The 22,050-nt window shown below is 70.0% G+C and carries 18 protein-coding genes; 4 read left to right on the top strand and 14 right to left on the bottom strand.

What is annotated here, in order from left to right; translation table 11 throughout:
• Positions 1-261: 261 nt before the first annotated feature.
• From ACFVTC_RS33330 to thyX, 3 genes are all read right to left on the bottom strand, one after another.
• Entirely contained in the window at positions 262-1,947 is a 1,686-nt protein-coding gene (locus ACFVTC_RS33330) for a ribonuclease J (protein ID WP_390132180.1), read from the bottom strand.
• 137 nt (positions 1,948-2,084) lie between these two features.
• Positions 2,085-2,984: a 4-hydroxy-tetrahydrodipicolinate synthase gene (dapA, locus tag ACFVTC_RS33325; RefSeq protein ID WP_390132179.1), complete on the bottom strand. Its 900-nt coding sequence runs from the start codon at positions 2,982-2,984 to the stop codon at positions 2,085-2,087.
• 210 nt (positions 2,985-3,194) lie between these two features.
• Positions 3,195-3,935, bottom strand: coding sequence for an FAD-dependent thymidylate synthase (thyX, locus tag ACFVTC_RS33320; RefSeq protein WP_390132178.1), 741 nt, complete (start codon positions 3,933-3,935; stop codon positions 3,195-3,197).
• A gap of 176 nt (positions 3,936-4,111) precedes the next feature.
• On the opposite strand from thyX, the gene ACFVTC_RS33315 reads away from it, so the two are divergent.
• Together ACFVTC_RS33315 and ACFVTC_RS33310 are read left to right on the top strand one after the other, a co-directional pair.
• Positions 4,112-4,351, top strand: a complete 240-nt coding sequence (locus tag ACFVTC_RS33315) for a hypothetical protein (RefSeq protein WP_390132177.1) — start codon at positions 4,112-4,114, stop codon at positions 4,349-4,351.
• A 90-nt stretch (positions 4,352-4,441) separates the two neighbouring features.
• Positions 4,442-4,999 (top strand): hypothetical protein, encoded by a 558-nt coding sequence (locus tag ACFVTC_RS33310; RefSeq protein WP_390132176.1) that lies wholly within the window; start codon positions 4,442-4,444, stop codon positions 4,997-4,999.
• A gap of 301 nt (positions 5,000-5,300) precedes the next feature.
• Here ACFVTC_RS33310 and ACFVTC_RS33305 read toward each other — a convergent pair whose 3' ends face one another.
• From ACFVTC_RS33305 to rpsO, 5 genes are all read right to left on the bottom strand, one after another.
• Positions 5,301-5,756, bottom strand: a complete 456-nt coding sequence (locus ACFVTC_RS33305) for a hypothetical protein (RefSeq protein WP_390132175.1) — start codon at positions 5,754-5,756, stop codon at positions 5,301-5,303.
• A gap of 61 nt (positions 5,757-5,817) precedes the next feature.
• Positions 5,818-6,570 (bottom strand): 4-hydroxy-tetrahydrodipicolinate reductase, encoded by a 753-nt coding sequence (dapB, locus tag ACFVTC_RS33300; RefSeq protein WP_390132174.1) that lies wholly within the window; start codon positions 6,568-6,570, stop codon positions 5,818-5,820.
• A gap of 26 nt (positions 6,571-6,596) precedes the next feature.
• On the bottom strand, positions 6,597-7,976 hold the full coding sequence (locus tag ACFVTC_RS33295; RefSeq protein ID WP_168530508.1) for a pitrilysin family protein: 1,380 nt from the start codon (positions 7,974-7,976) through the stop codon (positions 6,597-6,599).
• Positions 7,973-10,192, bottom strand: a complete 2,220-nt coding sequence (locus ACFVTC_RS33290; RefSeq protein WP_390132173.1) for a polyribonucleotide nucleotidyltransferase — start codon at positions 10,190-10,192, stop codon at positions 7,973-7,975. The genes ACFVTC_RS33295 and ACFVTC_RS33290 overlap by 4 nt, the downstream gene beginning before the upstream one ends.
• Before the next feature lie 351 nt (positions 10,193-10,543).
• Complete coding sequence (gene rpsO / locus ACFVTC_RS33285) at positions 10,544-10,831, bottom strand: 30S ribosomal protein S15 (protein WP_168530506.1); 288 nt, start codon at positions 10,829-10,831, stop codon at positions 10,544-10,546.
• Positions 10,832-11,096: 265 nt separating this feature from the next.
• On the opposite strand from rpsO, the gene ACFVTC_RS33280 reads away from it, so the two are divergent.
• Positions 11,097-11,417 (top strand): DUF397 domain-containing protein, encoded by a 321-nt coding sequence (locus ACFVTC_RS33280; protein WP_390132172.1) that lies wholly within the window; start codon positions 11,097-11,099, stop codon positions 11,415-11,417.
• A 118-nt stretch (positions 11,418-11,535) separates the two neighbouring features.
• Here ACFVTC_RS33280 and eccD read toward each other — a convergent pair whose 3' ends face one another.
• Positions 11,536-13,044 (bottom strand): type VII secretion integral membrane protein EccD, encoded by a 1,509-nt coding sequence (eccD, locus tag ACFVTC_RS33275; RefSeq protein WP_390132190.1) that lies wholly within the window; start codon positions 13,042-13,044, stop codon positions 11,536-11,538.
• A 435-nt stretch (positions 13,045-13,479) separates the two neighbouring features.
• Here eccD and eccCa point away from each other — a divergent pair, with 435 nt between their 5' ends.
• Positions 13,480-17,445 carry a type VII secretion protein EccCa gene (gene eccCa / locus ACFVTC_RS33270; RefSeq protein WP_390132171.1) on the top strand — a complete coding sequence of 1,322 codons (3,966 nt, stop codon included), beginning with the start codon at positions 13,480-13,482 and terminating at the stop codon, positions 17,443-17,445.
• Between the two features lie 290 nt (positions 17,446-17,735).
• On the opposite strand, the gene ACFVTC_RS33265 is transcribed toward eccCa, so the two are convergent.
• The 5 genes from ACFVTC_RS33265 to ACFVTC_RS33245 all read right to left on the bottom strand — a co-directional run bounded on the left by ACFVTC_RS33265 (position 17,736) and on the right by ACFVTC_RS33245 (position 22,010).
• The gene (locus ACFVTC_RS33265; RefSeq protein ID WP_148010778.1) at positions 17,736-18,038 is read right to left on the bottom strand and encodes a WXG100 family type VII secretion target; all 303 of its coding nucleotides are present in this window, start codon (positions 18,036-18,038) and stop codon (positions 17,736-17,738) included.
• A gap of 67 nt (positions 18,039-18,105) precedes the next feature.
• The gene (locus tag ACFVTC_RS33260; RefSeq protein WP_148010777.1) at positions 18,106-18,444 is read right to left on the bottom strand and encodes a WXG100 family type VII secretion target; all 339 of its coding nucleotides are present in this window, start codon (positions 18,442-18,444) and stop codon (positions 18,106-18,108) included.
• 78 nt (positions 18,445-18,522) lie between these two features.
• Positions 18,523-19,614 (bottom strand): S8 family serine peptidase, encoded by a 1,092-nt coding sequence (locus ACFVTC_RS33255; RefSeq protein ID WP_390132188.1) that lies wholly within the window; start codon positions 19,612-19,614, stop codon positions 18,523-18,525.
• Between the two features lie 201 nt (positions 19,615-19,815).
• A complete protein-coding gene (locus ACFVTC_RS33250) occupies positions 19,816-21,540 on the bottom strand; it encodes a hypothetical protein (protein WP_390132170.1) in 1,725 nt (574 codons plus the stop codon).
• The gene (locus ACFVTC_RS33245; RefSeq protein ID WP_390132169.1) at positions 21,540-22,010 is read right to left on the bottom strand and encodes a hypothetical protein; all 471 of its coding nucleotides are present in this window, start codon (positions 22,008-22,010) and stop codon (positions 21,540-21,542) included. Before ACFVTC_RS33245 ends, ACFVTC_RS33250 begins: the two co-directional genes overlap by 1 nt.
• Between the last annotated feature and the right edge of the window lie 40 nt (positions 22,011-22,050).

Genomic DNA, 22,050 nt, shown 5'->3' with positions numbered 1-22,050 from the left:
TCGGTCTTGCGTTTCCGACTCTATCAGACCGTTTCCGTATCCGATTTCCTCGGCGCTTTCCAGGTTTCCGCTCTCGCGTTTCCCTTTCCGGCGGTCCCGACTTTATCAGAGATTCTGAGTCGGAATTTCCGTCCCGCTCGGGGTGGTCCAGGCACACGATCGTTCCCGGGTTCCCGTTCAGGCGGAGCCGTAAACGTACTGGAGCGGGGCGCCCCGATGCAAATCGAGGCGCCCCGCTCCAGGTTGGCGCGTGCGAGGGGGTCAGACCTCGACGACGACCGGCAGGATCATCGGCCGCCGGCGGTAGTTGTCCGAGACCCACTTGCCCAGCGTGCGGCGGATGAGTTGCTGCATCTGGTGTGGCTCGACCACGCCGTCCTGGGCCGAGCGTTCGAGGACCTCGATGATCCTCGGGACGACGTCCGTGAAGGCGGAGTCCTCGATGCCCGAACCGCGGGCGTGTACGTGGGGACCGCCAGTGATCTTGCCGGTACTGGAGTCCATCACCACGAAGACCGAGATGATGCCCTCGTCCCCGAGGATCTTGCGGTCCTTGAGCGCGGGCTCGCCGACACCGCCGACCGAGAGGCCGTCGACATACACGTAACCCGCCTGCACCTTGCCGGAGATCTTGGCCTTGCCGCCGATGAGGTCGACGACGACGCCGTCCTCGGCGATGACGATGCGGTCGTGGGGTACGCCGGTGAGCGCGCCCAGTTCGGCGTTGGCGCGCAGATGACGCCATTCGCCGTGGACGGGCATCAGGTTCCGCGGCTTGCAGATGTTGTAGAAGTACAGCAGCTCGCCCGCGGAGGCGTGCCCGGAGACGTGCACCTTGGCGTTGCCCTTGTGGACGACGTTGGCGCCCCAGCGGGTCAGGCCGTTGATGACGCGGTACACCGCGTTCTCGTTGCCCGGGATGAGCGACGACGCCAGGATCACCGTGTCGCCCTGGACGATGCGGATCTGGTGGTCACGGTTGGCCATCCGGGACAGCGCGGCCATCGGCTCGCCCTGCGAGCCCGTACACACGAGAACGATCTCGTGGTCCGGGAGGTCGTCCAGCGTCTTGACGTCGACGACCAGGCCCGGCGGAACCTTCAGATAACCCAGGTCGCGCGCGATGCCCATGTTGCGGACCATCGAACGGCCGACGAAGGCGACCCGGCGGCCGTACTCGTGGGCCGCGTCCAGGATCTGCTGGATGCGGTGCACGTGGCTGGCGAAGCTCGCCACGATGATGCGCTTGCTGGCACCCGCGAAGACTTGGCGCAGCACGTTCGAGATGTCGCGCTCGGGCGGGACGAAACCGGGGACCTCGGCGTTCGTGGAGTCCGAGAGGAGGAGGTCGATTCCCTCCTCGCTCAGGCGCGCGAACGCGTGCAGGTCCGTGAGGCGGCCGTCCAGCGGGAGCTGGTCCATCTTGAAGTCGCCGGTGTGCACCGCCATGCCCGCGGGGGTGCGGATGGCGACCGCGAGGGCGTCCGGGATGGAGTGGTTGACCGCCACGAACTCGCAGTCGAAGGGGCCGATGCGCTCGCGGTGGCCCTCCGCGACTTCGAGCGTGTAGGGGCGGATGCGGTGCTCCTGGAGCTTCGCCTCGATGAGCGCGAGGGTCAGCTTGGAGCCGATCAGCGGGATGTCCGGCTTTTCACGCAGGAGGAACGGGACACCACCGATGTGGTCCTCGTGGCCGTGCGTGAGGACGATGCCCTCGATGTCGTCGAGGCGGTCCCTGATGGACGTGAAGTCCGGCAGGATCAGGTCGATTCCGGGCTGCTCCTCCTCGGGGAAGAGCACTCCGCAGTCGACGATCAGCAGACGGCCGCCGTATTCGAAGACGGTCATGTTCCGGCCGATTTCACCGAGGCCGCCGAGCGGGGTGACCCTCAGGCCCCCCTGGGGAAGCTTGGGCGGCGGGCCGAGTTCAGGATGCGGATGACTCAAAAGACTCTCCTCACCACACACGCCACGTACCTGGCAAGGCACGTGGCGCGCATGACGTTCGTGCAGTAGCTGTTGTCTGTGTGGGGTGCAGGCCGCCGGCCTGCGTTGTCGTACGTATTCAGTTGTGAAGTCTGTACTTAGAGCTGTACCCCGCCGGCAGCAAGATCGATCTTGAGCTGGGCGGTCTCCTCGGGTGACAGTTCGACCATCGGGGCGCGCAGCGGTCCGGCGGGCAGACCCTGGAGGGTGAGTGCGGCCTTCGTCGTCATGACGCCCTGGGTGCGGAACATCCCGGTGAAGACCGGAAGCAGCTTCTGGTGGATCTCGGTGGCCTTCTGTACGTCACCGGCGACATAGGCGTCGAGCATGGCCCGCAGCTCCGGCGTGACGACGTGGCCGACGACCGAGACGAAGCCGACCGCGCCCACGGAGAGCAGCGGCAGGTTCAACATGTCGTCGCCGGAGTACCAGGCGAGACCGGAGCGAGCGATGGCCCAGCTGGCCCGGCCGAGGTCTCCCTTGGCGTCCTTGTTCGCGACGATGCGCGGGTGCGCGGCCAGGCGGACGATCGTCTCGGTGCTGATCGGTACACCACTGCGGCCGGGGATGTCGTAGAGCATCACCGGCAGTTCGGTGGCGTCGGCGATGGCCGAGAAGTGTCGGTACAGGCCCTCTTGCGGGGGCTTGTTGTAGTACGGCGTGACGGCCAGCAGGCCGTGCGCGCCGGCCTTCTCGGCGGCGCGGGCGAGCTCGACGCTGTGGCGGGTGTCGTTCGTGCCGACTCCCGCGACGACGTGGGCGCGGTCGCCGACGGCCGCCAGCACGGCCTGTACGAGATCCGATTTCTCCGCGTCGCTGGTGGTCGGTGACTCGCCGGTGGTGCCGTTGACGATCAGGCCGTCGTTGCCTGCGTCCACCAGGTGGGTGGCGAGCCGCTGGGCACCGTCGAGATCGAGTGCGCCGTCCGCCGTGAAGGGCGTGACCATAGCGGTGAGGACCCGTCCGAAGGGGGTCTGCGAAGTGGAGGTCGGAGCCATGGGTAACACGCTACTCGCTGCTCAGGGCGGGGTCTGCCCACGGGGGACAGGACAAACTATGACAAATGCGGAGCCCGGCACTGCCTGCTCGGGGGTTCAAGCAGTGCCGGGTCCGTTTGATCAGGCTAGATGAACTTCTCGAAATGCCGCAATACGGACACCTCGCTCGGCTGATCCGTACATCTGTGCCGGAAGGCGCGTGGGAGCGCCCTACGGCGCCACCCGGCCGTTGCCGTTGAAGGCCGCGTACGTGAGCGGCATGAGCCTGGCCCACTCCGCTTCCATCTTCTCGCCGACCATCTCGATCTCCCGCTGCGGGAAGGACGGGACCCTGGCGAGCTCGTGCTGGGTGCGCAGCCCGAGGAAGTGCATCAGGGAGCGCGCGTTGCAGGTGGCGTACATCGACGAGAAGAGGCCGACCGGGAGGACGGCGCGGGCCACCTCGCGGGCGACACCGGCGGCGAGCATCTCCTGGTACGTCCGGTACGCCGCGCGGTACGAGTCCTCCATGGCGCCCGCGACCAGCTCACGCTGCTCCTCGGTGCCCTCGACGAACACGTACTTCCCGGGACGGCCCTGCTGGACGAGTTTGCGCGACTCGTCCGGGACGTAGAAGACCGGCTGGAGCTCCCTGTACCGGCCGGACTCCTCGTTGTAGGACCAGCCCACGCGGTGCCGCATGAACTCGCGGAAGACGAAAATCGGGGCGCTGATGAAGAACGTCATCGAGTTGTGCTCGAAGGGGCTGCCGTGCCGGTCCCTCATCAGGTAGTTGATCAACCCCTTCGAGCGCTCCGGGTCCTTGCCCATCTCGTCCAGGGATTGCTCCCCGACGGTGGAGACACGGGCGGCGAACAGGACGTCGGAGTCGGCCGCGGAGTGCTTCACCAGCTCGACGGTGACGTCGCTGCGGAGGTCGATCTTGAGATCGTCGGCGGGGGTGTCGGTCACGGTTCGGGGGGTCCTTCCATCACAGCTTGCAACGCGGCCACTCTACGGGGCGCCGATACCAGGGCGTTCGGGCCTTGCCGCAATGAATTCGGCGAAACAGGGCACCAACGAGGGCGTTCGTACGTCTGTATCGGTGACAAAGATTTCTTCGAGACTCCAGAGGAGACGCAGTCCTCATGTTCCGTCGGCGCGAGCCTGTACCGTTCGCCTTCATCGCCGAAGCCGACAACTTCCGCAGCAATGTCACTCCCCCACCGCGTGAGCGGGCCTCCGGCGGCCAGATAGCCGGGCGCTGGCTCATGGGACTCACCCTGACCGCCGCGCTCGCCGGGTCCCTGATCCTCGGCATGCCGGCCCTGTCGCAGGACCCGTCACCCGCCCACACACAGCACTCCGAGGCATCGGACGGCCGCTGACTCTTCCGGACCCCCGAGGGTGGTGAGCGGGGACCCGGCTCGATAGCCTCACCGGGCACAGCCCATGCGTGGATTGAGTGAGGATCAGTCGTGCCCCTGCCCTTCCTGACGGCGGACCGTACTTTTGACGAGGCTGCGGACGATCTCGCCCTGCCGTTCGACGATCGCGACCAATGGCGGCGCCCCTACCGGCCCGGCCCGTGGCGGGTGGCATTCGCCGCACTGATTCTGCTGCTCGCGGCCTATGTCCTCGTGGCCACCGTGATCACCGCGTTCGCCGGGAGCCGCTCCGCTGCCGTGGTCTGTCTGCTCGTCGCCGTGATCGTCGTCCTGAGCGCCTTGCGGCTGCTGAGGATGGGCGTCTGGGTGAGTGCCCGGGGGCTGCGCCGCGTGGGCTTCCTCACCACCACCACCGCGCCCTGGCCGCAGGTCGTCGCCGTGCGCACCGTCCAGCAGCCGGTGCGCTGGCTCGGGCTGCCTCGCACGGTGCAGGGTCAGGCACTGCTCCTGGTCCGCAGAGACCGGGCGGCCGATTCCGTACCACCGCTGCTGACCTCGCACAACTCCGACTTCCTGGCACGCACGGAAGCATTCGACCGGGCGGCGGACGCCGTCGAGGTCTGGGCCGACGAGTACCGGTTGGGCTGAGCCGAGCGTCGGACGCGTACGAAGGGGCCGGTCCGCACGATGCGGACCGGCCCCTTCGCCGTTCGTCAGCCCTCTGCGCCGAGACTCCGCACCTGTGCCCCGGGCCGGACCGGGCCGGACTCCGGCGCCCTCGGGATGTCGGGCCCGGACCGGCCACGGGCCCTGCCCGAGGCCCGGAACCTGGGCCCCGGGCCTCGGCCGGTGGCCCCAGGGCCTCCGGCAGGGCTCAGGCCTCGGCCCGTGTCTCAGACCTCGGCCCGTGTATCAGGCCTCCGCCGGCGCACAGGTATCCGTCGGTGTCTCAGGCCTCCGCCGGGGGTCTGCCCTCGCGCAGGGCGATCGCCCGTAGCATCGCCTTGCGGGCGCGCGGGGTGTCCCGGGCGTCGTGATAGGCGACGGCGAGGCGGAACCAGCTGCGCCAGTCGTCGGGCGCGTCCTCGGTCTCGGCCTTGCGCCGGGCGAAGACCTCGTCGGCCGAGTCGCGGTCGATGCGGCCGCCCGCGGTGCGCCGCAGCTCGTCGACCGGCAGACCGCCCTCGGCGTCGAGCTCGGCGGCGAGCCGGTTGGCCTTGCGTACGAACTGCGTGTTCTTCCAGAGGAACCAGATTCCGATGACCGGCAGGATCAGCACCGCGATGCCGAAGGTGACGGTGATCAGGGTGCCGTTCTGGATGAGCAGCACGCCACGGCTGCCGACCAGGACGAAATAGACGACCAGGACGGCCGCCGTGACGGCGTAGGTGATCTTCGCGCGCATGTCTGCCAGGTGTCCGTGTCCGTCGGGGTCCGTCGGGGTCCGTCCGTGCCCGTCCCTCGGCTCAGCCGAGGTCCAGGAAGTGTTCCAGGCCGAAGGTGAGGCCCGGCGTGCTCACCACCCGGCGGACACCGAGCAGGATGCCCGGCATGAAGCTGCTGTGGTGCAGCGAGTCGTGGCGGACGGTGAGGGTCTCGCCGTCGCCGCCCAGCAGGACCTCCTGGTGGGCGAGCAGACCGCGCAGCCGGACCGAGTGCACCGGGACGCCGTCGACGTTCGCCCCGCGGGCGCCGTCGAGAGCGGTGGCCGTGGCGTCGGGCTGCGGAGCGCTGCCGGCTCGCTCGCGGGCCGCGGCGATGAGCTGGGCGGTGCGCGTGGCGGTGCCGCTCGGCGCGTCCACCTTGTTCGGGTGGTGCAGCTCGATGACCTCGACGGACTCGAAGTACGGCGCGGCGATCTCGGCGAACTTCATGGTCAGTACGGCGCCGATGGAGAAGTTAGGGGCGATGAGCACCCCCGTCTCCGGCGACTCGGCCAGCGACGTGGTGAGCTGTGCGAGGCGTTCGTCGGTCCAGCCCGTGGTACCGACCACCGCGTGGATCCCGTTGCGGACACAGAAGTCGAGGTTGCCCATCACCGAGTCCGGCGTGGTCAGTTCGACGGCGACCTGGGCGCCCGCGTCGACGAGGGTCTCCAGTCCGTCGCCCCGGCCGAGCGCGGCCACCAGCTCCATGTCCTCGGCGGCCTCGACGGCTCGTACCGCCTCGGCCCCGATCCGGCCCTTGGCACCGAGGACCGCCACGCGCAGCTTGCTCATTGCTTCGTTCCTAACAGAGACGGGATTTACGCGACCGCTTCGTGCAGACGGGACGCCTGCTTGTCCTTGAGCGGACCGATGACCGACAGCGAGGGCCGCTGTCCCAGGATGTCGTGGGCGATCGAACGGACCTCGTCCGGGGTGACCGACGCTATCCGGGCCAGCATGTCGTCGACCGACATCTGCTCGCCCCAGCACAGCTCGCTCTTGCCGATACGGTTCATCAGCGCGCCGGTGTCCTCGAGGCCGAGGACGGTGGAGCCCTGGAGCTGGCCCACGGCACGGCCGATCTCGTCGTCCGACAGTCCGTGCTCGGCGACGTGGTCGAGCTCGTCGCGGCAGATCTTGAGCACGTCGTGGACCTGGCTCGGCCGGCAGCCCGCGTACACCCCGAAGAGGCCGCAGTCGGCGAAGCCCGAGGTGTACGAGTACACGCTGTAGGCCAGACCGCGCTTCTCGCGGACCTCCTGGAAGAGGCGGGAGGACATGCCGCCGCCGAGGGCGGTGTTGAGGACGCCCAGGGCCCAGCGGCGCTCGTCGGTGCGCGCGAGGCCCGGCATGCCGAGGACGACATGGGCCTGCTCGGTCTTGCGGCCGAGCAGTTCGACGCGGCCGGCGGTGCGGATGGCCCGGCGGCCGTCGCGCGGGGCGATCGGCTCGGCGGCGGCCTCCCGGAGGGCGCCCGCCTTCTCGAAGGCGGCACGGACCTGGCGCACGACCTTGTTGTGGTCGACGTTGCCCGCGCAGGCCACGACCAGATGGGTCGGGTCGTAGTGCTTCTTGTAGAAGCGGCGGATGCGGTCGGCGCCGAGGGCGTTGACCGTGTCGACCGTGCCGAGGACCGGGCGGCCGAGGGGGGTGTCGCCGAGCATGGTGTGCGCGAACAGGTCGTGCACGCAGTCGCCCGGGTCGTCCTCGGTCATCGCGATCTCTTCGAGGATCACACCGCGCTCGGCGTCCACGTCGGCCTGCTCGATCAGCGAGCCGGTGAGCATGTCGCAGACCACGTCGATGGCGAGCGGGAGGTCGGTGTCGAGCACGCGTGCGTAGTAGCACGTGTACTCCTTGGCCGTGAACGCGTTCATCTCGCCGCCGACCGCGTCGATGGCGGACGAGATGTCCAGGGCCGACCTGCGGCTCGTGCCCTTGAAGAGCAGGTGCTCGAGGTAGTGGGTGGCACCGTTCAGCGTCGGCGTCTCGTCGCGGGAGCCGACGTGGGCCCAGATCCCGAAGGTCGCGGAGCGGACGGAGGGCAGCGTCTCGGTGACGATGCGCAGGCCGCCGGGGAGGGTGGTCTTGCGGACCGTACCGATGCCGTTCTCACCCTTGATGAGGGTTTGGGTACGGGCGACGGCCCGCGCCTCCGAAGAGGTGCGGGCCGTCGTCGTGGAGCTACGAGACGTCACTGGTCGGTGTCGTCCTTCTTGTCGTCGTCGTCGCCTTCGCCCTCGATCACGGGGATGAGGGAGAGCTTGCCGCGGGAGTCGATCTCGGCGATCTCGACCTGGACCTTCTGGCCCACACCGAGGACGTCCTCGACGTTCTCCACGCGCTTGCCGCCGGCGAGCTTGCGGATCTGCGAGATGTGCAGCAGACCGTCCTTGCCCGGGAGCAGCGACACGAACGCGCCGAAGGTCGTCGTCTTCACGACGGTGCCCAGGTAGCGCTCGCCGACCTCCGGCATGGTCGGGTTGGCGATGCCGTTGATCGTGGCGCGGGCGGCCTCGGCGGCCGGGCCGTCGGCGGCACCGATGTAGATGGTGCCGTCGTCCTCGATCGTGATCTCGGCGCCGGTGTCCTCCTGGATCTGGTTGATCATCTTGCCCTTGGGGCCGATGACCTCACCGATCTTGTCCACGGGGATCTTGACGGTGATGATCCGCGGGGCGTTCGGGGACATCTCGTCCGGCGTGTCGATCGCTTCCATCATCACGTCGAGGATGTGGAGGCGGGCGTCGCGGGCCTGCTTGAGGGCCGCGGCCAGGACGGAGGCCGGGATGCCGTCCAGCTTGGTGTCGAGCTGGAGGGCGGTGACGAACTCCTTGGTGCCGGCGACCTTGAAGTCCATGTCGCCGAAGGCGTCCTCCGCACCGAGGATGTCGGTGAGGGCGACGTAGTGCGTCTGGCCGTCGATCTCCTGGGAGATCAGGCCCATGGCGATACCGGCGACGGGGGCCTTGAGCGGCACACCGGCGTTCAGCAGCGACATGGTGGAGGCGCAGACCGAGCCCATGGACGTCGAGCCGTTGGAGCCGAGGGCCTCGGACACCTGACGGATCGCGTAGGGGAACTCCTCGCGGGTCGGCAGGACCGGCACGATCGCGCGCTCGGCGAGCGCGCCGTGGCCGATCTCGCGGCGCTTCGGGGAGCCGACGCGGCCCGTCTCACCGACGGAGTACGGCGGGAAGTTGTAGTTGTGCATGTAGCGCTTGCGGGTCACCGGGGAGAGGGTGTCCAGCTGCTGCTCCATGCGGAGCATGTTGAGGGTGGTGACGCCCAGGATCTGGGTCTCGCCACGCTCGAACAGCGCCGAGCCGTGCACGCGCGGGATGGCCTCGACCTCGGCGGCGAGCGTACGGATGTCCGTGACGCCGCGGCCGTCGATGCGGACCTTGTCCTTGATGACGCGCTCGCGGACCAGCTTCTTGGTCAGCGCGCGGTACGCGGCGGAGATCTCCTTCTCGCGGCCCTCGAACTGCGGGAGCAGCTTCTCGGCGGCGATCTCCTTGACGCGGTCCAGCTCGGCCTCGCGGTCCTGCTTGCCGGCGATGGTGAGCGCCTGGGCGAGCTCGCTCTTGACCGCGGCGGTCAGGGCCTCGAAGACGTCGTCCTGATAGTCCAGGAAGATCGGGAACTCGCCGGTCGGCTTGGCGGCCTTGGCGGCGAGGTCCGACTGCGCCTTGCACAGGACCTTGATGAAGGGCTTCGCGGCGTCGAGGCCGGAGGCCACGACCTCCTCGGTGGGCGCCTCGGCGCCGCCCTTGACCAGCTGGATCGTCTTGTCGGTGGCCTCGGCCTCGACCATCATGATCGCGACGTCGCCGTCCTCAAGGACGCGACCGGCGACGACCATGTCGAAGACGGCGTCCTCGAGCTCGGTGTGCGTCGGGAACGCGACCCACTGGCCGTTGATCAGCGCGACGCGGACGCCGCCGACCGGGCCGGAGAAGGGCAGGCCGGCCAGCTGGGTGGACGCGGAGGCGGCGTTGATCGCCACGACGTCGTACAGGTGGTCGGGGTTGAGCGCCATGATCGTGGCGACGACCTGGATCTCGTTGCGAAGGCCCTTCTTGAAGGACGGGCGCAGCGGGCGGTCGATCAGGCGGCAGGTGAGGATCGCGTCCTCGGAGGGCCGGCCCTCGCGGCGGAAGAAGCTGCCGGGGATCTTGCCGGCGGCGTACATCCGCTCCTCGACGTCCACCGTGAGGGGGAAGAAGTCGAGCTGGTCCTTGGGCTTCTTGGAAGCGGTGGTGGCCGACAGCACCATGGTGTCGTCGTCCAGGTACGCCACGGCGGAACCGGCGGCCTGCTTGGCCAGGCGGCCCGTCTCGAAGCGGATGGTGCGGGTGCCGAAGGAACCGTTGTCGATAACGGCCTCGGCGTAGTGGGTCTCGTTCTCCACTAGCGTTTTCTCCTCGTCTTCGTCCCGTCCTGCCCGTGTGGCAGGGGGACGGTGGCGGAGAGGCGCTCCTTCTGGTGCGGGCCGGTCTTCGATCGAAGCACCCGGGGTCGCAATCTCCCGGGGGCCACTACCGAGGACCGGCGGCGGCGAGGTGCGCTTCTCCTCGTTCGTTTGTCATGACGGTCCCTACCCGGCGGGCGGGGCGTCGTCACGCTGTGTCCTACGTGCTGCGTCCTGCGTGTGTCGTTGTGCTACCACACTACAAAGCGTCGGTGACACTCCGCACGTAGAGGGCACGTACAGCAAAAGGAGCGGCTCCCAAGAGGTGGGAACCGCTCCCTTCACGGCGTCTTACTTGGCGCCCGCCGCACCGCGGCGGATGCCCAGGCGTTCGACCAGCGCACGGAAGCGCTGGATGTCCTTCTTGGCCAGGTACTGCAGCAGCCGGCGGCGCTGACCGACCAGGATCAGCAGACCACGACGGGAGTGGTGGTCGTGCTTGTGGGTCTTGAGGTGCTCGGTCAGGTCCGAGATGCGGCGCGAGAGCATGGCGACCTGGACCTCGGGGGAGCCGGTGTCGCCCTCCTTCTGGCCGAACTCACTGATGAGCTGCTTCTTCGTAGCGGCGTCGAGCGACACGCGTACTCCTCGTAGTCTTCGATGTGCCACCGAGTGCCCCTGGTCCACATCTCAGGGGAGCTTCCGTTACTCGGGAGGCGGGGATCCGCTGGGCGCGGCCTCCAGAGCGATGCGCTCCGGGGGTGCGTACACAAACGGCCGTCACACAGCGTACCAGCCTGGCCGGATGCGTCCGCCCGGGTCCCGGAACCTCACGGGCGGTGCCGGTCCGGCCACTAGGGTGACGGCACAGGTCAACCGTACGTGGGGAAGGGGCCGTCCGAACATGGCCGAGGCAGCAGCGGACAGGGACGTCGACGTCAGGGACGCGGACGTCAAGGCGCGCAAGGACCGGGAGCGGGACGAGCTCTACGCGCTGGACATCTCGGACGTCGAGTGGCAGAGCGCGCCGGGTACGGAGGAGCACGAGGAGCGGGTCGAGATCGCGTATCTGCCCGCGGGCGCGGTGGCCATGCGTTCGTCGCTCGACCCGGACACCGTCCTGCGCTACACGGAGGCGGAGTGGCGGGCCTTCGTGCTGGGGGCCCGGGACGGCGAGTTCGACCTGGGGCCGGCGCCGCACGACGGCGGGCCCGCGGCGGAGTAGCCCGCGCGGCCGGAGCGGACGGCGCGACGGGCCGACGGAACAGAAGCAGGACAGGAGGAGGGCGGTCGCCCGGTGGGCCGACCGCCCTCCTCCTATAGCTGCCGAGGCGCGTGGCCGGTCAGCCCGTCATCGAGCGGGCCGTGCCGTAGACGTCGAAGACCGCGAGTGCCAGCGGGATCAGGGTGAGCAGCACGAAGCTCTCGGCGATCTCCAGGAAGCGGCCCCAGAACGGGGTGAGGCCGCCGCGCGGCAGGATCAGGCCGAGCGCGGTGACCAGCGCGGCCGCCGCCGCGATCGCCGCGACGAGCCAGATCGTACGGATGTCCAGGTCCGCGCGGTCCCCGGCGAGGGCGTCGCGCACCAGGGAGTGCGGCGGGTGGAGTGCCAGACCGAGGCCGAGCAGGACGAGGGAGCCGAGGCCCGCGCCCAGTACCGGGGCGACCTGCGCGGTGTAGCGGAAGAGGTGGGCGCGCATCAGGAGGGCGACGCCGGTCGCGAAGGCGAGCAGTTGTCCCCAGAGGTCGTCGGAGAAGCCGAGCACCGCCGAGGCGCCGACGGCGAGCAGCGCGCACCCGCCGACGAGGCCGACGAGGAGTTCGTGGCCGCGGCGGGTCTGTGCCTCGATGCGGCCGGCGTCGACCGGCTCCGGGGGCGCGGGCTCGGCGCCGTACGCGCTGCGCGGGGTGGCGTTCGGGGGGTCGAAGCCGATCGGGATGCGGGCGAAGCGCATGGACATGCCCGGCAGGAAGGCCAGGGCTCCCACGGCGACCGGTGCGCACAGCGCGGCGGTCTCGGTGGGCGTCCAGTGCACGAGCAGGGCCGTGAACACGGTGACCAGGCCGATGCCGGAGACGAACACGAAGGCGACGAACGGGCCGTCCCCGCTCGGCGAGCACAGCGTCAGGATCACCGACGCGACCAGCACCGCGGCGCAGGCCAGCAGGAACTGCAGTTTGCCGATGCCCTCACCGTGCGCGACGGCGAGCAGTCCGGAGCCCGCGACGCCCACGTTCGCCAGCGCGCCGAGTCCGAGCGCGACCGCGGAGGCGCGGTCGTCGTAGATCCGGGCGCGGATCGCGGCGAGGACGACCAGGAGCACGCCGGTGACGCCCGCGAGGATGCCGGGCAGGCTGTGCATGTCGTGGCGGGGATCGGCGGTCCAGGCCACGAAGGCGAGCAGCGTCGGCAGCACGGCACCGCCGACGAGTCCGGCGGCCCGCGTCAGATCGCCGCTCCACAGGCTGCGTTCGCGGGTCACCGCGGACGCGACGGCCTCGGAGACGTCGTCGAACACGGCGGGCGGCAGCGACTCGGAGAAGGGGCGCAGGGTGAGGAGTTCGCCGTCGAGGATCCGCTGGGCGGCGAAGGAGCGCGAACTGTCGAGGACGGTTCCGTCCCGGCGTACGAGGTGGTAGCCGACCGGGGCGCCCTCGGCGGGGCTCTGCTGGGAGAGCCGCAGGATCTCCGGGTAGATGTCGGCGACCGGGATGTCGTCGGGCAGTGCCACGTCGATCCGGCTGTCGGGCGCGACGATGGTGACCCGGCAGAAGCCCAGGCCGGTGCCCGCCCCCTGGGGGGCTCCGGGGCCCGGCCCGCCGGCTCCGGTGGTTGTCGCGGAGGCCGTCATGCTCACCTGCTGCTCCCCCTCAGTGATGGTCCTGCGTCTGCGGTGGTTCGGGGTCTTCGGCGGCCGCGCTTCCGCGGTGGTTTCGCGGCCGCGGTGGTTTCGCGGCCGCGGTGCTTCCGCCTCCGCGGTGGTTCCGCGTCGGCCGTGTGAAGGTCCTGCGCCTCTTTGCTCCGTGCGCCGGGCCGGCTGTGCGGCGAGGCGGCGGAAAGCGGCCCGTGCGACCGGGCCGAAGGCTCCAGACTCCTCCACATCGCGCGAAATGCCCTGATTCCCCAGCCCTGTTCGCGTGTGCTCACGCGAACATCCGGCACCTTACCGCCCACCCGTCTCCTGTGGCCTCGGCGGGAAGTCAGTAGGATCGCGCGGCGGCCTCCGCCCGCCTGACACGGGGCGGCGGGCGGAAGACCCTGGGGCCGGCAAGGGAATTGGTGAGCAGTGAGCCAAATCATCGTCAAGCGCCCGCCCAGGGCGCTGCCGTCGGAAGTACCCACCAACGAGGTCCTCCTGCAGCCGCCGCCGGAACTTCCGCGCGGGCACCAGGAGAGCGTCCTCATGCAGCTGCTGCCGACGCTCGGCATGGGCGGCTCGGTGGTCTTCTTCTTCACCAGCGGTCAGCCGTTCATGAAGATCATGGGCATGGTGATGATCGCGTCGACGGTGGCCATGTCCATCGCGATGGTGGTCCGCTTCCGGCGCGGCTCCCAGGGGCAGTTGGCGGACATGCGCCGCGACTACCTGAGCTATCTGTCCCAGACCCGGCGAGCCGCGCTGGACACGGCGCGGGCCCAGCGCGACGCGCAGTACTACCAGCACCCCTCCCCCGAGCAGCTGTGGGCGCTGGTCGCCGAGGGCAGCCGGGTGTGGGAACGGCGGCCGGGTGACGAGGACTTCGCCCAGGTGCGCATCGGCCTCGGCCCGCAGTCGCTGGCGACCCCGCTGGTCTCCCCCGACACCGGCCCGGTCGACCAGCTCGAGCCGCTGACGGCAGGGGCCATGCAGCGTTTCGTGGCCACCCACAGCGTCCTGGACGCCCTGCCGATGGCGGTCTCGCTGCGCGCCTTCTACCACGTCACGGTCAGCGGCGACCCGCGGTCCGTACGCGCCTCGGCACGCGCCCTCACCGGCTCGCTGGCCTCACTGCACTCCCCCGAGGACCTGATGATCGTGGTCGCGGCCGGGCGTGAGGAGCTGCCGCACTGGGAGTGGGCGAAGTGGCTGCCGCACGCGCAGGCGTCCGGCGCGGTGGACGGCGCGGGCAGCCGCCGGCTGATCGGCGCCGACACCCGGGAGCTGGAGGAGCTGCTGGCCACCCGGCTGACCGGGCGTCCGCGCTTCCACCCCGGCGCCACCCCGCTCCCCGACGAGCCGCACGTCGTCGTCGTGCTCGACGGCCTGTCACTGCCGCCGGACTCCGTCCTGGCCACCCCGGAGGGGCTGCAGGGGGTGACGGTCGTCGAGGTCGTCCCCGGTGAACTCTCCGGAGCCCGCGGCGACCTCTCCATCGTCGTACAACCCCAGGCGCTGCACCTGGAGTCGGGGCACGGCCTCGTCTACGAGGGCACGCCGGACGTCCTCTCGTACGAGTCCGCGGAGGCCCTGGCGCGGCAACTGGCGCCACTTCGCATGGCTTCGGGCGGCGACGACGACGAACCGCTGCTCGCCAACCTGGAGTTCACGGATCTGCTGAGCCTCGGTGACGCCGCCTCGGTGGACACCAAGCGCACCTGGCGGCCGCGTTCGCTCGCGGAGCGGCTGCGGGTGCCGATCGGTGTCGGCGAGGACGGCCGGCCCGTGATGCTGGACCTCAAGGAGGCCGCGCAGGAGGGCATGGGTCCGCACGGGCTGTGCGTGGGCGCGACGGGCTCCGGCAAGTCGGAGCTGCTGCGCACCCTGGTACTCGGTCTCGCGGTGACGCATTCCTCCGAGACGCTGAACTTCGTCCTCGCGGACTTCAAGGGCGGTGCCACCTTCGCGGGCATGGCGCAGATGCCGCACGTCGCGGCCGTCATCACCAACCTGGCGGACGACCTGACGCTGGTCGACCGCATGGGCGACTCCATCCGCGGCGAGCTCAACCGCCGCCAGGAGATGCTGCGCGACGCGGGCAACTACGCGAACATCCACGACTACGAGAAGGCGCGCGCCGCGGGTGCCGCCCTCCAGCCGATCCCCTCACTCGTCCTGGTGATCGACGAGTTCAGCGAACTGCTGACCGCCAAGCCGGACTTCATCGAGATGTTCGTGCAGATCGGCCGCATCGGCCGCTCGCTCGGCGTGCACCTGCTGCTGGCCTCGCAGCGCCTGGAGGAGGGCCGGCTGCGCGGCCTGGAGACGTATCTCTCGTACCGTGTCGGCCTGCGGACGTTCTCCGCCGCCGAGTCCCGCGCGGCGCTGGGCGTCCCCGACGCCTACGAACTGCCGAACGTCCCCGGTTCCGGCTTCCTGAAGTTCGGCACCGACGAGATGGTGCGCTTCAAGGCGGCGTACGTCTCCGGGGTGTACCGCACGGGTCCGGCGCAGGCGGCACTCGGCGGAGCGCTGCCGGTGGACCGGCGGCCGGTGCTGTTCACGGCGGCGGAGGTGCCGGTGCGGTACGTGGCCGTGCCCCGGCAGAGCCCGGCGGCGACACCGGAGACGGACGACGCCCTCGCCGACACCGTGCTCGACGTGATCGTGCGCCGGCTGGAGGCGCAGGGCCCGGCTGCCCACCAGGTGTGGTTGCCGCCGCTGGACAGCCCTCCCTCGTTGGACGGGCTGCTGCCGGGACTGGCTGCCGTACCGGGGCGGGGCCTCGGCCAGCCCGGCTACGAGGGGGCGGGGCGGCTCGTCGTGCCCGTCGGCCTCGTCGACAAGCCGTACGAGCAGCGCCGCGACCCGCTGTGGGTCGACTTCTCCGGCGCGGCGGGCCACATGCAGGTCATCGGCGGCCCGCAGTCGGGCAAGTCGACGCTGCTGCGCTCGCTGATCGCCTCCTTCGCCCTCACCCACACCCCGCACGAGGTGCAGTTCTACGGTCTCGACTTCGGCGGCGGCGGTCTGGCGGCCGTCGCGGGGCTCCCGCACGTCGGCGGGGTCGCCTCGCGCCTGGACCCGGAGAAGGTGCGGCGCACGGTCGCCGAGGTGTACGGCGTCATGACCCGGCGCGAGGAGTACTTCCGCTCCTCCGGGATCTCCTCGATCGCCGAGTTCCGTACGAAGCGGGCGCGCGGCGAGATCTCCGTGGCCGACCAGCCGTGGGGGGACGTCTTCCTCGTCATCGACGGCTGGGGCAACTTCCGTGGCGACTACGAGGCGGCGGAGGGCGTCGTCCTCGACATCGCCGCGCGTGGTCTCGGCTACGGCATCCACCTGGTGCTGACCGCGTCGCGGTCGATGGAGGTCCGGGCGAACCTCAAGGACCACCTGATGAACCGCCTGGAGCTGCGCCTCGGCGACACCATGGACTCCGAGCTGGACCGCAAGGTGGCCGCGAACGTCCCGACCGGGGTGCCCGGACGGGGCCAGTCGCCGCAGAAGCTGCACTTCATGGGGGCCGTCCCGCGGATCGACGGTCTGACCTCCGACACGGACCTCGCCGACGCGACGGCCGCGCTGGCGGCGGAGGTCTCCCGGCACTGGCAGGAGCCCGGCGCCCCCGAAGTCCGGCTGCTGCCACGCGAGTTCCCAGCCGAGCAGCTGCCGCCCGGCGACAGTCTCCCGCGCCGGGGTGTCGCCTTCGCGCTCGACGAGGACAACCTCGAACCCGTCTACGTCGACTTCGAGCAGGACCCGTTCTTCCTCGTGTACGGCGAGAGCGAGTCCGGCAAGTCGAACCTGCTGCGGCTGCTGATCAAGCAGCTCACCCAGCGCTATCCGGGCGACGACTGCAAGCTGTTCGTCGTCGACAACCGGCGCTCGCTGCTGGACGTCACCCCGGCCACCCACCTCGCCGAGTACATCCCGATGTCCAACGCCATGGACCACCACATGGCGGCGCTGGTGGACCTTATGCAGCGCCGCACCCCCACGGCGGAGGTCACGGCGCAGCAGTTGCGGGAGCGGAGCTGGTGGCGTGGGCCGACGGTGTACGTCGTCATCGACGACTACGATCTCGTCGCCACGTCCAGCGGCAACCCGCTGGGCGGTCTGACGGAACTGCTGCCGTTCGCGCGGGACGTGGGCGTGCGGTTCATCATCGCCCGCTCCACGGCGGGCGCGGGGCGTGCCTCGTACGAGCCGTTCATGCAGCGGATGAAGGAGCTGGGCGCGCAGGGTGTGGTGCTCGCCGGTGATCCGGGCGAGGGCGACGTCCTCGGCGGGGTGCGGCCCCGGCCGATGCCCGCGGGGCGGGGCGTCTTCGTGTCACGCCGGCGGGGGAAGCCGTTGGTGCAGACGGGGCTGGTGCCGGAGGGGACGTACTGACCGGCGGGTGCTGACCGGCGGGTGCTGACCGGCGGGTGCTGACCGGACACGGCTTGCCGGCCCGGGTTACCGGCCCGGGTTACCGGCCCGGGTTACCGGCCCGGGTTACCGGCGGCACGGGGTGACCGCCACGCGGTGTCGGGACGCAGAACGGCGGCGGGGCGGGCGGGTGTTCCGCTCTCCTCGCCGCTCGTGTGCGGAGCCCCGCGGCGGCGGTGGTACGGCGGTGGTACGGAACAGGGTGGGCACCTCCCGTGCGTGCCCACCCCGGTCGTCCGTGCCGCCTGGTCCTACTGGAAGTAGCTGGCTCCCTTGAGGTCGCCGCCCCGGTAGTCACCGCCGGCCTGGTGGACCTTCTGCGAGATGGACAGCAGCGCCTGGTGCACGGCGGTGGCGTGGTTGTCCCACTCCTTCGACTGCGCCTGAAACGCGTCGTAGGCTTCGCCGCCCCAGCCTTCCGCCGCGTCGAGAACGGCCTGCTTGAGCGCTCCGAGGTCTTCCTCGAGCTTCTTGGCCTGGTTGCCGAGTTCCGTGGTGAGCGCGTCCAGGGTGCCGTACTTGACGGCAAGGTCCTGGTAGTGGACGCCGGACATGTTTCCTCATCTCCTTGACGATTTCGGACGGACCTCGCGGTCCGGGGAACGGTGCGGCCCAGCGCCGTCAGTAGCTGTTGAGCGCCGAGGTCTTGCCGCCGAGGTCCACCTGGATGTTGGAGATCGTCGAGTGGAGTTCGTCCTCGAGCTTGATCTTGTCCGACTTGGTGAGGTGCAGGTTCTCGAGGAACCGGTCGAGCATCCGGCCGATCTGGGCCATGTTGTCGTTGATCTCGGTCTGCTTCTTGTTGAAGGCGTTGGCGCCGACACCCGTCCAGCTGGCCTCGATCATGTCGATGGTCCCCTGGAGGGCGGCGAGCTGCTTCTTGATGGACTCGTACCGGTCCAGGACGTTCGTCTGGAGCTTCTGTACCCGGTCGTCGTCGAACTTGCGGCCGTCGGCCATGTCCGCACTCCCTTTCGTGGGTTGTGGGTTCGTCCTTCTTGCGCGCACGTCACCGAGTGGTCCGGACGTGCGAGGTGGTCATGCGCGGCGCCGTGAACGGAGCACGGCGAAGGCGCCGCCCGCGATCACCAGCACGGCCGCGGCACCGGCGAGAACCACCCACAGGGTGTCCCCGCCGGACGACTCGGCGCTCGATCCTGCCGCCGAAGTCCGGTCACCAGTAGTGGTTTTCGGGGGCTGCGACGCGGTTGACGCGGTGGCGGAGGGGGAGGCGTCGGTCACGCCCGTCCCGTTCTCGTAGCTGAGCGGGTCGGTCTTGGCCGGGCCGGGGTCGATGCCGGTGTTCTCCAGCACCTTGCGGGGCCGGATGAGGCCGTATCCGAGGTAGTTGCTCGGCTCGTTCTTCGGCCAGTCACGTCCCGCGGTGTCCATGAGGCTCGCGAGGACCTGGTTGGCCGTCCAGTCGGGGTGGGCGGACCAGATGAGGGCGGCGGAGGCGGAGGTGATGGCGGTGGACATACTCGTTCCCACGCCGGGGCAGTACGACTTGAACGTCGCGTCGCACCAGGTGGGCACGTCGAGGCCGGGGGCCGCGAGGTCGACGTAGTTGCCGTGCTCCGAGAACTTCCCGACCTTCCCGGTCTTGTCCGCGGCGGCGACTCCGACGACGAACGGATACGCGGCCGGATAGCCGATGGAGTTCTTCTTCTCCGCCTCGTTGCCGACGCTGGCGAACATCAACTTGCCCTTCGAGCGGGCGTACTTGATCGCCGCCTCCACGTCCGGATCGAAGTACGGACTGCCGAATGACATGCTGATGATCTTCGCGTCGGTATCGGCGGCGGCCCGGATCACCTTTTCCGCGCTCGGGGTGTTCCTCTTCTCGACCGGATCCTTCAGACCGTCCAGCGCGATCCGGTAAGGGACGATCTTCGCTCCGGGTGCGATGCCTTTCAGGCCGCCCCCGGCGCCCGTACCGGCGATCAGTTCCGCCATGGTGGTCCCGTGGCCGTCGAAGTCCTGGGTCACGTGGTAGGACACGGCTTTCGGCACCTCGTCGACCAGCACCTGCCCCTTCAGGGAAGAGGTCGCGGCGTTGACACCCGAGTCGACGACGGCCACCTTCACGCCCTTGCCCGTGCTCACCTTCCACATCTCGTCGGCCTTCATCGCCGTCAGGTACCACTGCTGCGATCGGACATCGTCGGCCGCGGCGTTCGGGGCGAGGGCCGCCGACAGGACGGCCACAGCGCCGAGCGTCGAACATACGGCGGACGCTCTTCTGCCGCTTCGCCCGGCAGCGGGCCCTGTCCATCCGCCGCGTCGGCTGATCCCTGACACCATGATTGTGTTCGCCCTCGCTCTATCCGGTCAGTCGCTCGCCGGCGGCAGATCGCGCCGCTCGTCCGTGCGCGCACGTGTCTCGTCCTCGGTCGATGCATCACGACGCGAGGCTCCCTTGCGCCGTGTCCGCTCGGAGTCCCGGTTGCCCACCGTGCCCCGTGCCAGACCGGAGCCACCAGAGTTCGATCCGCCGTTCCCGGCTCCGGGGACACGCCCCTTGGGCGCACCGACCACACCGTCGGGGTTGCCGGCGGACCGACGCGGCGTCTGCCGCGCGCCGGTGGCCTTGTCCGAGTCGGGGGCGCCGATCACTCCGCGCTGCGCGGGCCGTGCGGCCGCAGCGCGTGAACCGGACGTGCCCTCGCCGCCGATAACCGTGCCTCGCGGTACCCGGGAACCGGTCTTGCCCGGTGTACCGCCGGTCGTGGGCCTCCCTCCGACGACACCGCCGGTACGTCCCGCGCCCGCGGGACCGGGACCGCCGACGCGCCCTGACGCCGTGCCCGCGCTCCTGGGCATCCCGCCCGTGACGCTTCGCCCCATCGGTGACCTGGCGGTCGGCGTACCCCCGCGAGCGCCCGTCTGACCGGCCGCTGCCGCACGGCCCACAGGCCCTGCGGGGCCGTTCCCGGTGCGCCCTCCGGACGTGCCACCGGGATTCACGCGTCCCTGCTGCGTGGCCGGGGCCCGGCTCACGGGCGCTCCGCCGAGCCCTGTGGAACGGCCCGTGGTACCACGAGCCGTGGGAGGCACCGAGCCGGTGGCGAAGGGGGGAACCGTCCCCACCGGGGAGCCGCTCGGGCCCGCAGGCCCCGGCGGTACGCCGACGGCGGGCTTCACGGTCTCCTGCGGGAGCGTCCCCACACTGTCGATCTCCGTACCGACATGCTTCCGGTCGTCCGGGTACGTGACGGAGTCATCCAGGTGGTGGGAGGACGGCGGCGTCTCGTGCGCGGGCGGGTGGTTCACCACGGTGTGCACCGAGTGGTGGTTCGCGGTCCCCGACCCGTCCGTGACCGACCGGGATACGTGCTCTGTTGTCCCTGGAGGCGTACCTCTCTCGGGGGTCCCCTCGCTCGGCTTCGGCACCCCCACCCCCGGCATCGGCTCGAACGTCGGCGGCTGTTGGGCCGCCAGCGTCTCCTCCGAGACCGCGTAGAACGACGACAGCCGGTTCATCTGGTTGATCGCCTCTTGGCGGTGGTTCTCGGCCGTCACCGCCGCCGTGTACTCGTGATTGCCCTCGACCCGCTTGGGTGCCGGGATGTCGGCGACCTTCTTGGGGGACAGCCGGGCGTCGCGCGGCGGCATGGACTTGCGCACGGACGCCAGGCCCGTGGCCGCCGCGGTGATCTGGGTGCCCGCGACCTCCGCGAAGGTGGCGAGGTCACGCGCGTGGGTGACGAGGTTGCCGCCCCACGTACGGAACGCGCTGCCCGCCTCGCCGTCCCAGTCGACCCGGCCGATGTGACCGCTCAGTTCCTCGGCGGCGTCGTTGATGGCGTCCCGGGCGTCCCACAGGGCCTTGCCCGCGGTCTCCAGGTGCTCCGGGTTCGCGGACTCGACCATGTCGACCATGGTGTTGAGCTCGTGGCCCTCGAAGTCGGTCTTGCCGAAGAAGCGGACACCACCGCCCAGGAAGGTGTGGTTCAGCATCTCGGAGACGGCGTTGGTCGCGTCGATGACGCCGACCTGCTGGTTCACCTGCTCCAGGTCAGCTTTGTGGTCCGGCTTGTTCTTCTCGTCACCCATCAGTACCCGGCCTCGGACTTGGTGTCGTCGGAGCGCTTCTCCTCGGGATCGTGCTTCGCGGCCTCGGCCGCGGCCTTCTCGCGCTGCGCCTGCTCGTGCTCGTGGCGGACCTGCGTCTGGATCTCCCAGAAGCGGTGCCGGAGCTCCTCCTCGAGGTTGTCGAAGCCGACGTCCGCGCCGTGCACGGCGATGCGGAGCGCCTCGATCTGCAGACCGAGGGACTTGGAGAGCGTGGTGAGCCGTTCGTGGACGCGCTCGTACTGAGTGTGGAGGCCCTTCGCCTCACCGAAGTCGCCCCGGCCGCAGAACGACGCCTGGGAGATGGTGTGGGCGCCGACCTTCGTCGCGCTGCCCGGTGAACCCTCGAAGTTCGAGAGCACGCCGTCCACACGCTTCTTGAAGGTCGTCAGCGCCTCCATGCCACGCCTCAGGTCAGCGCCCCCGCTGCCGCCCATGTCCGCAGGAAGCACGATGCTTTCCCTCCCCGTTGTCGTCGCCTGCCCGGGGACA

The organism is Streptomyces sp. NPDC057950 (assembly GCF_042887295.1).
GTDB classification, from domain to species: Bacteria; Actinomycetota; Actinomycetes; order Streptomycetales; family Streptomycetaceae; genus Streptomyces; species Streptomyces kaempferi.
This window is presented reverse-complemented; position numbering and strand designations above follow the sequence as displayed.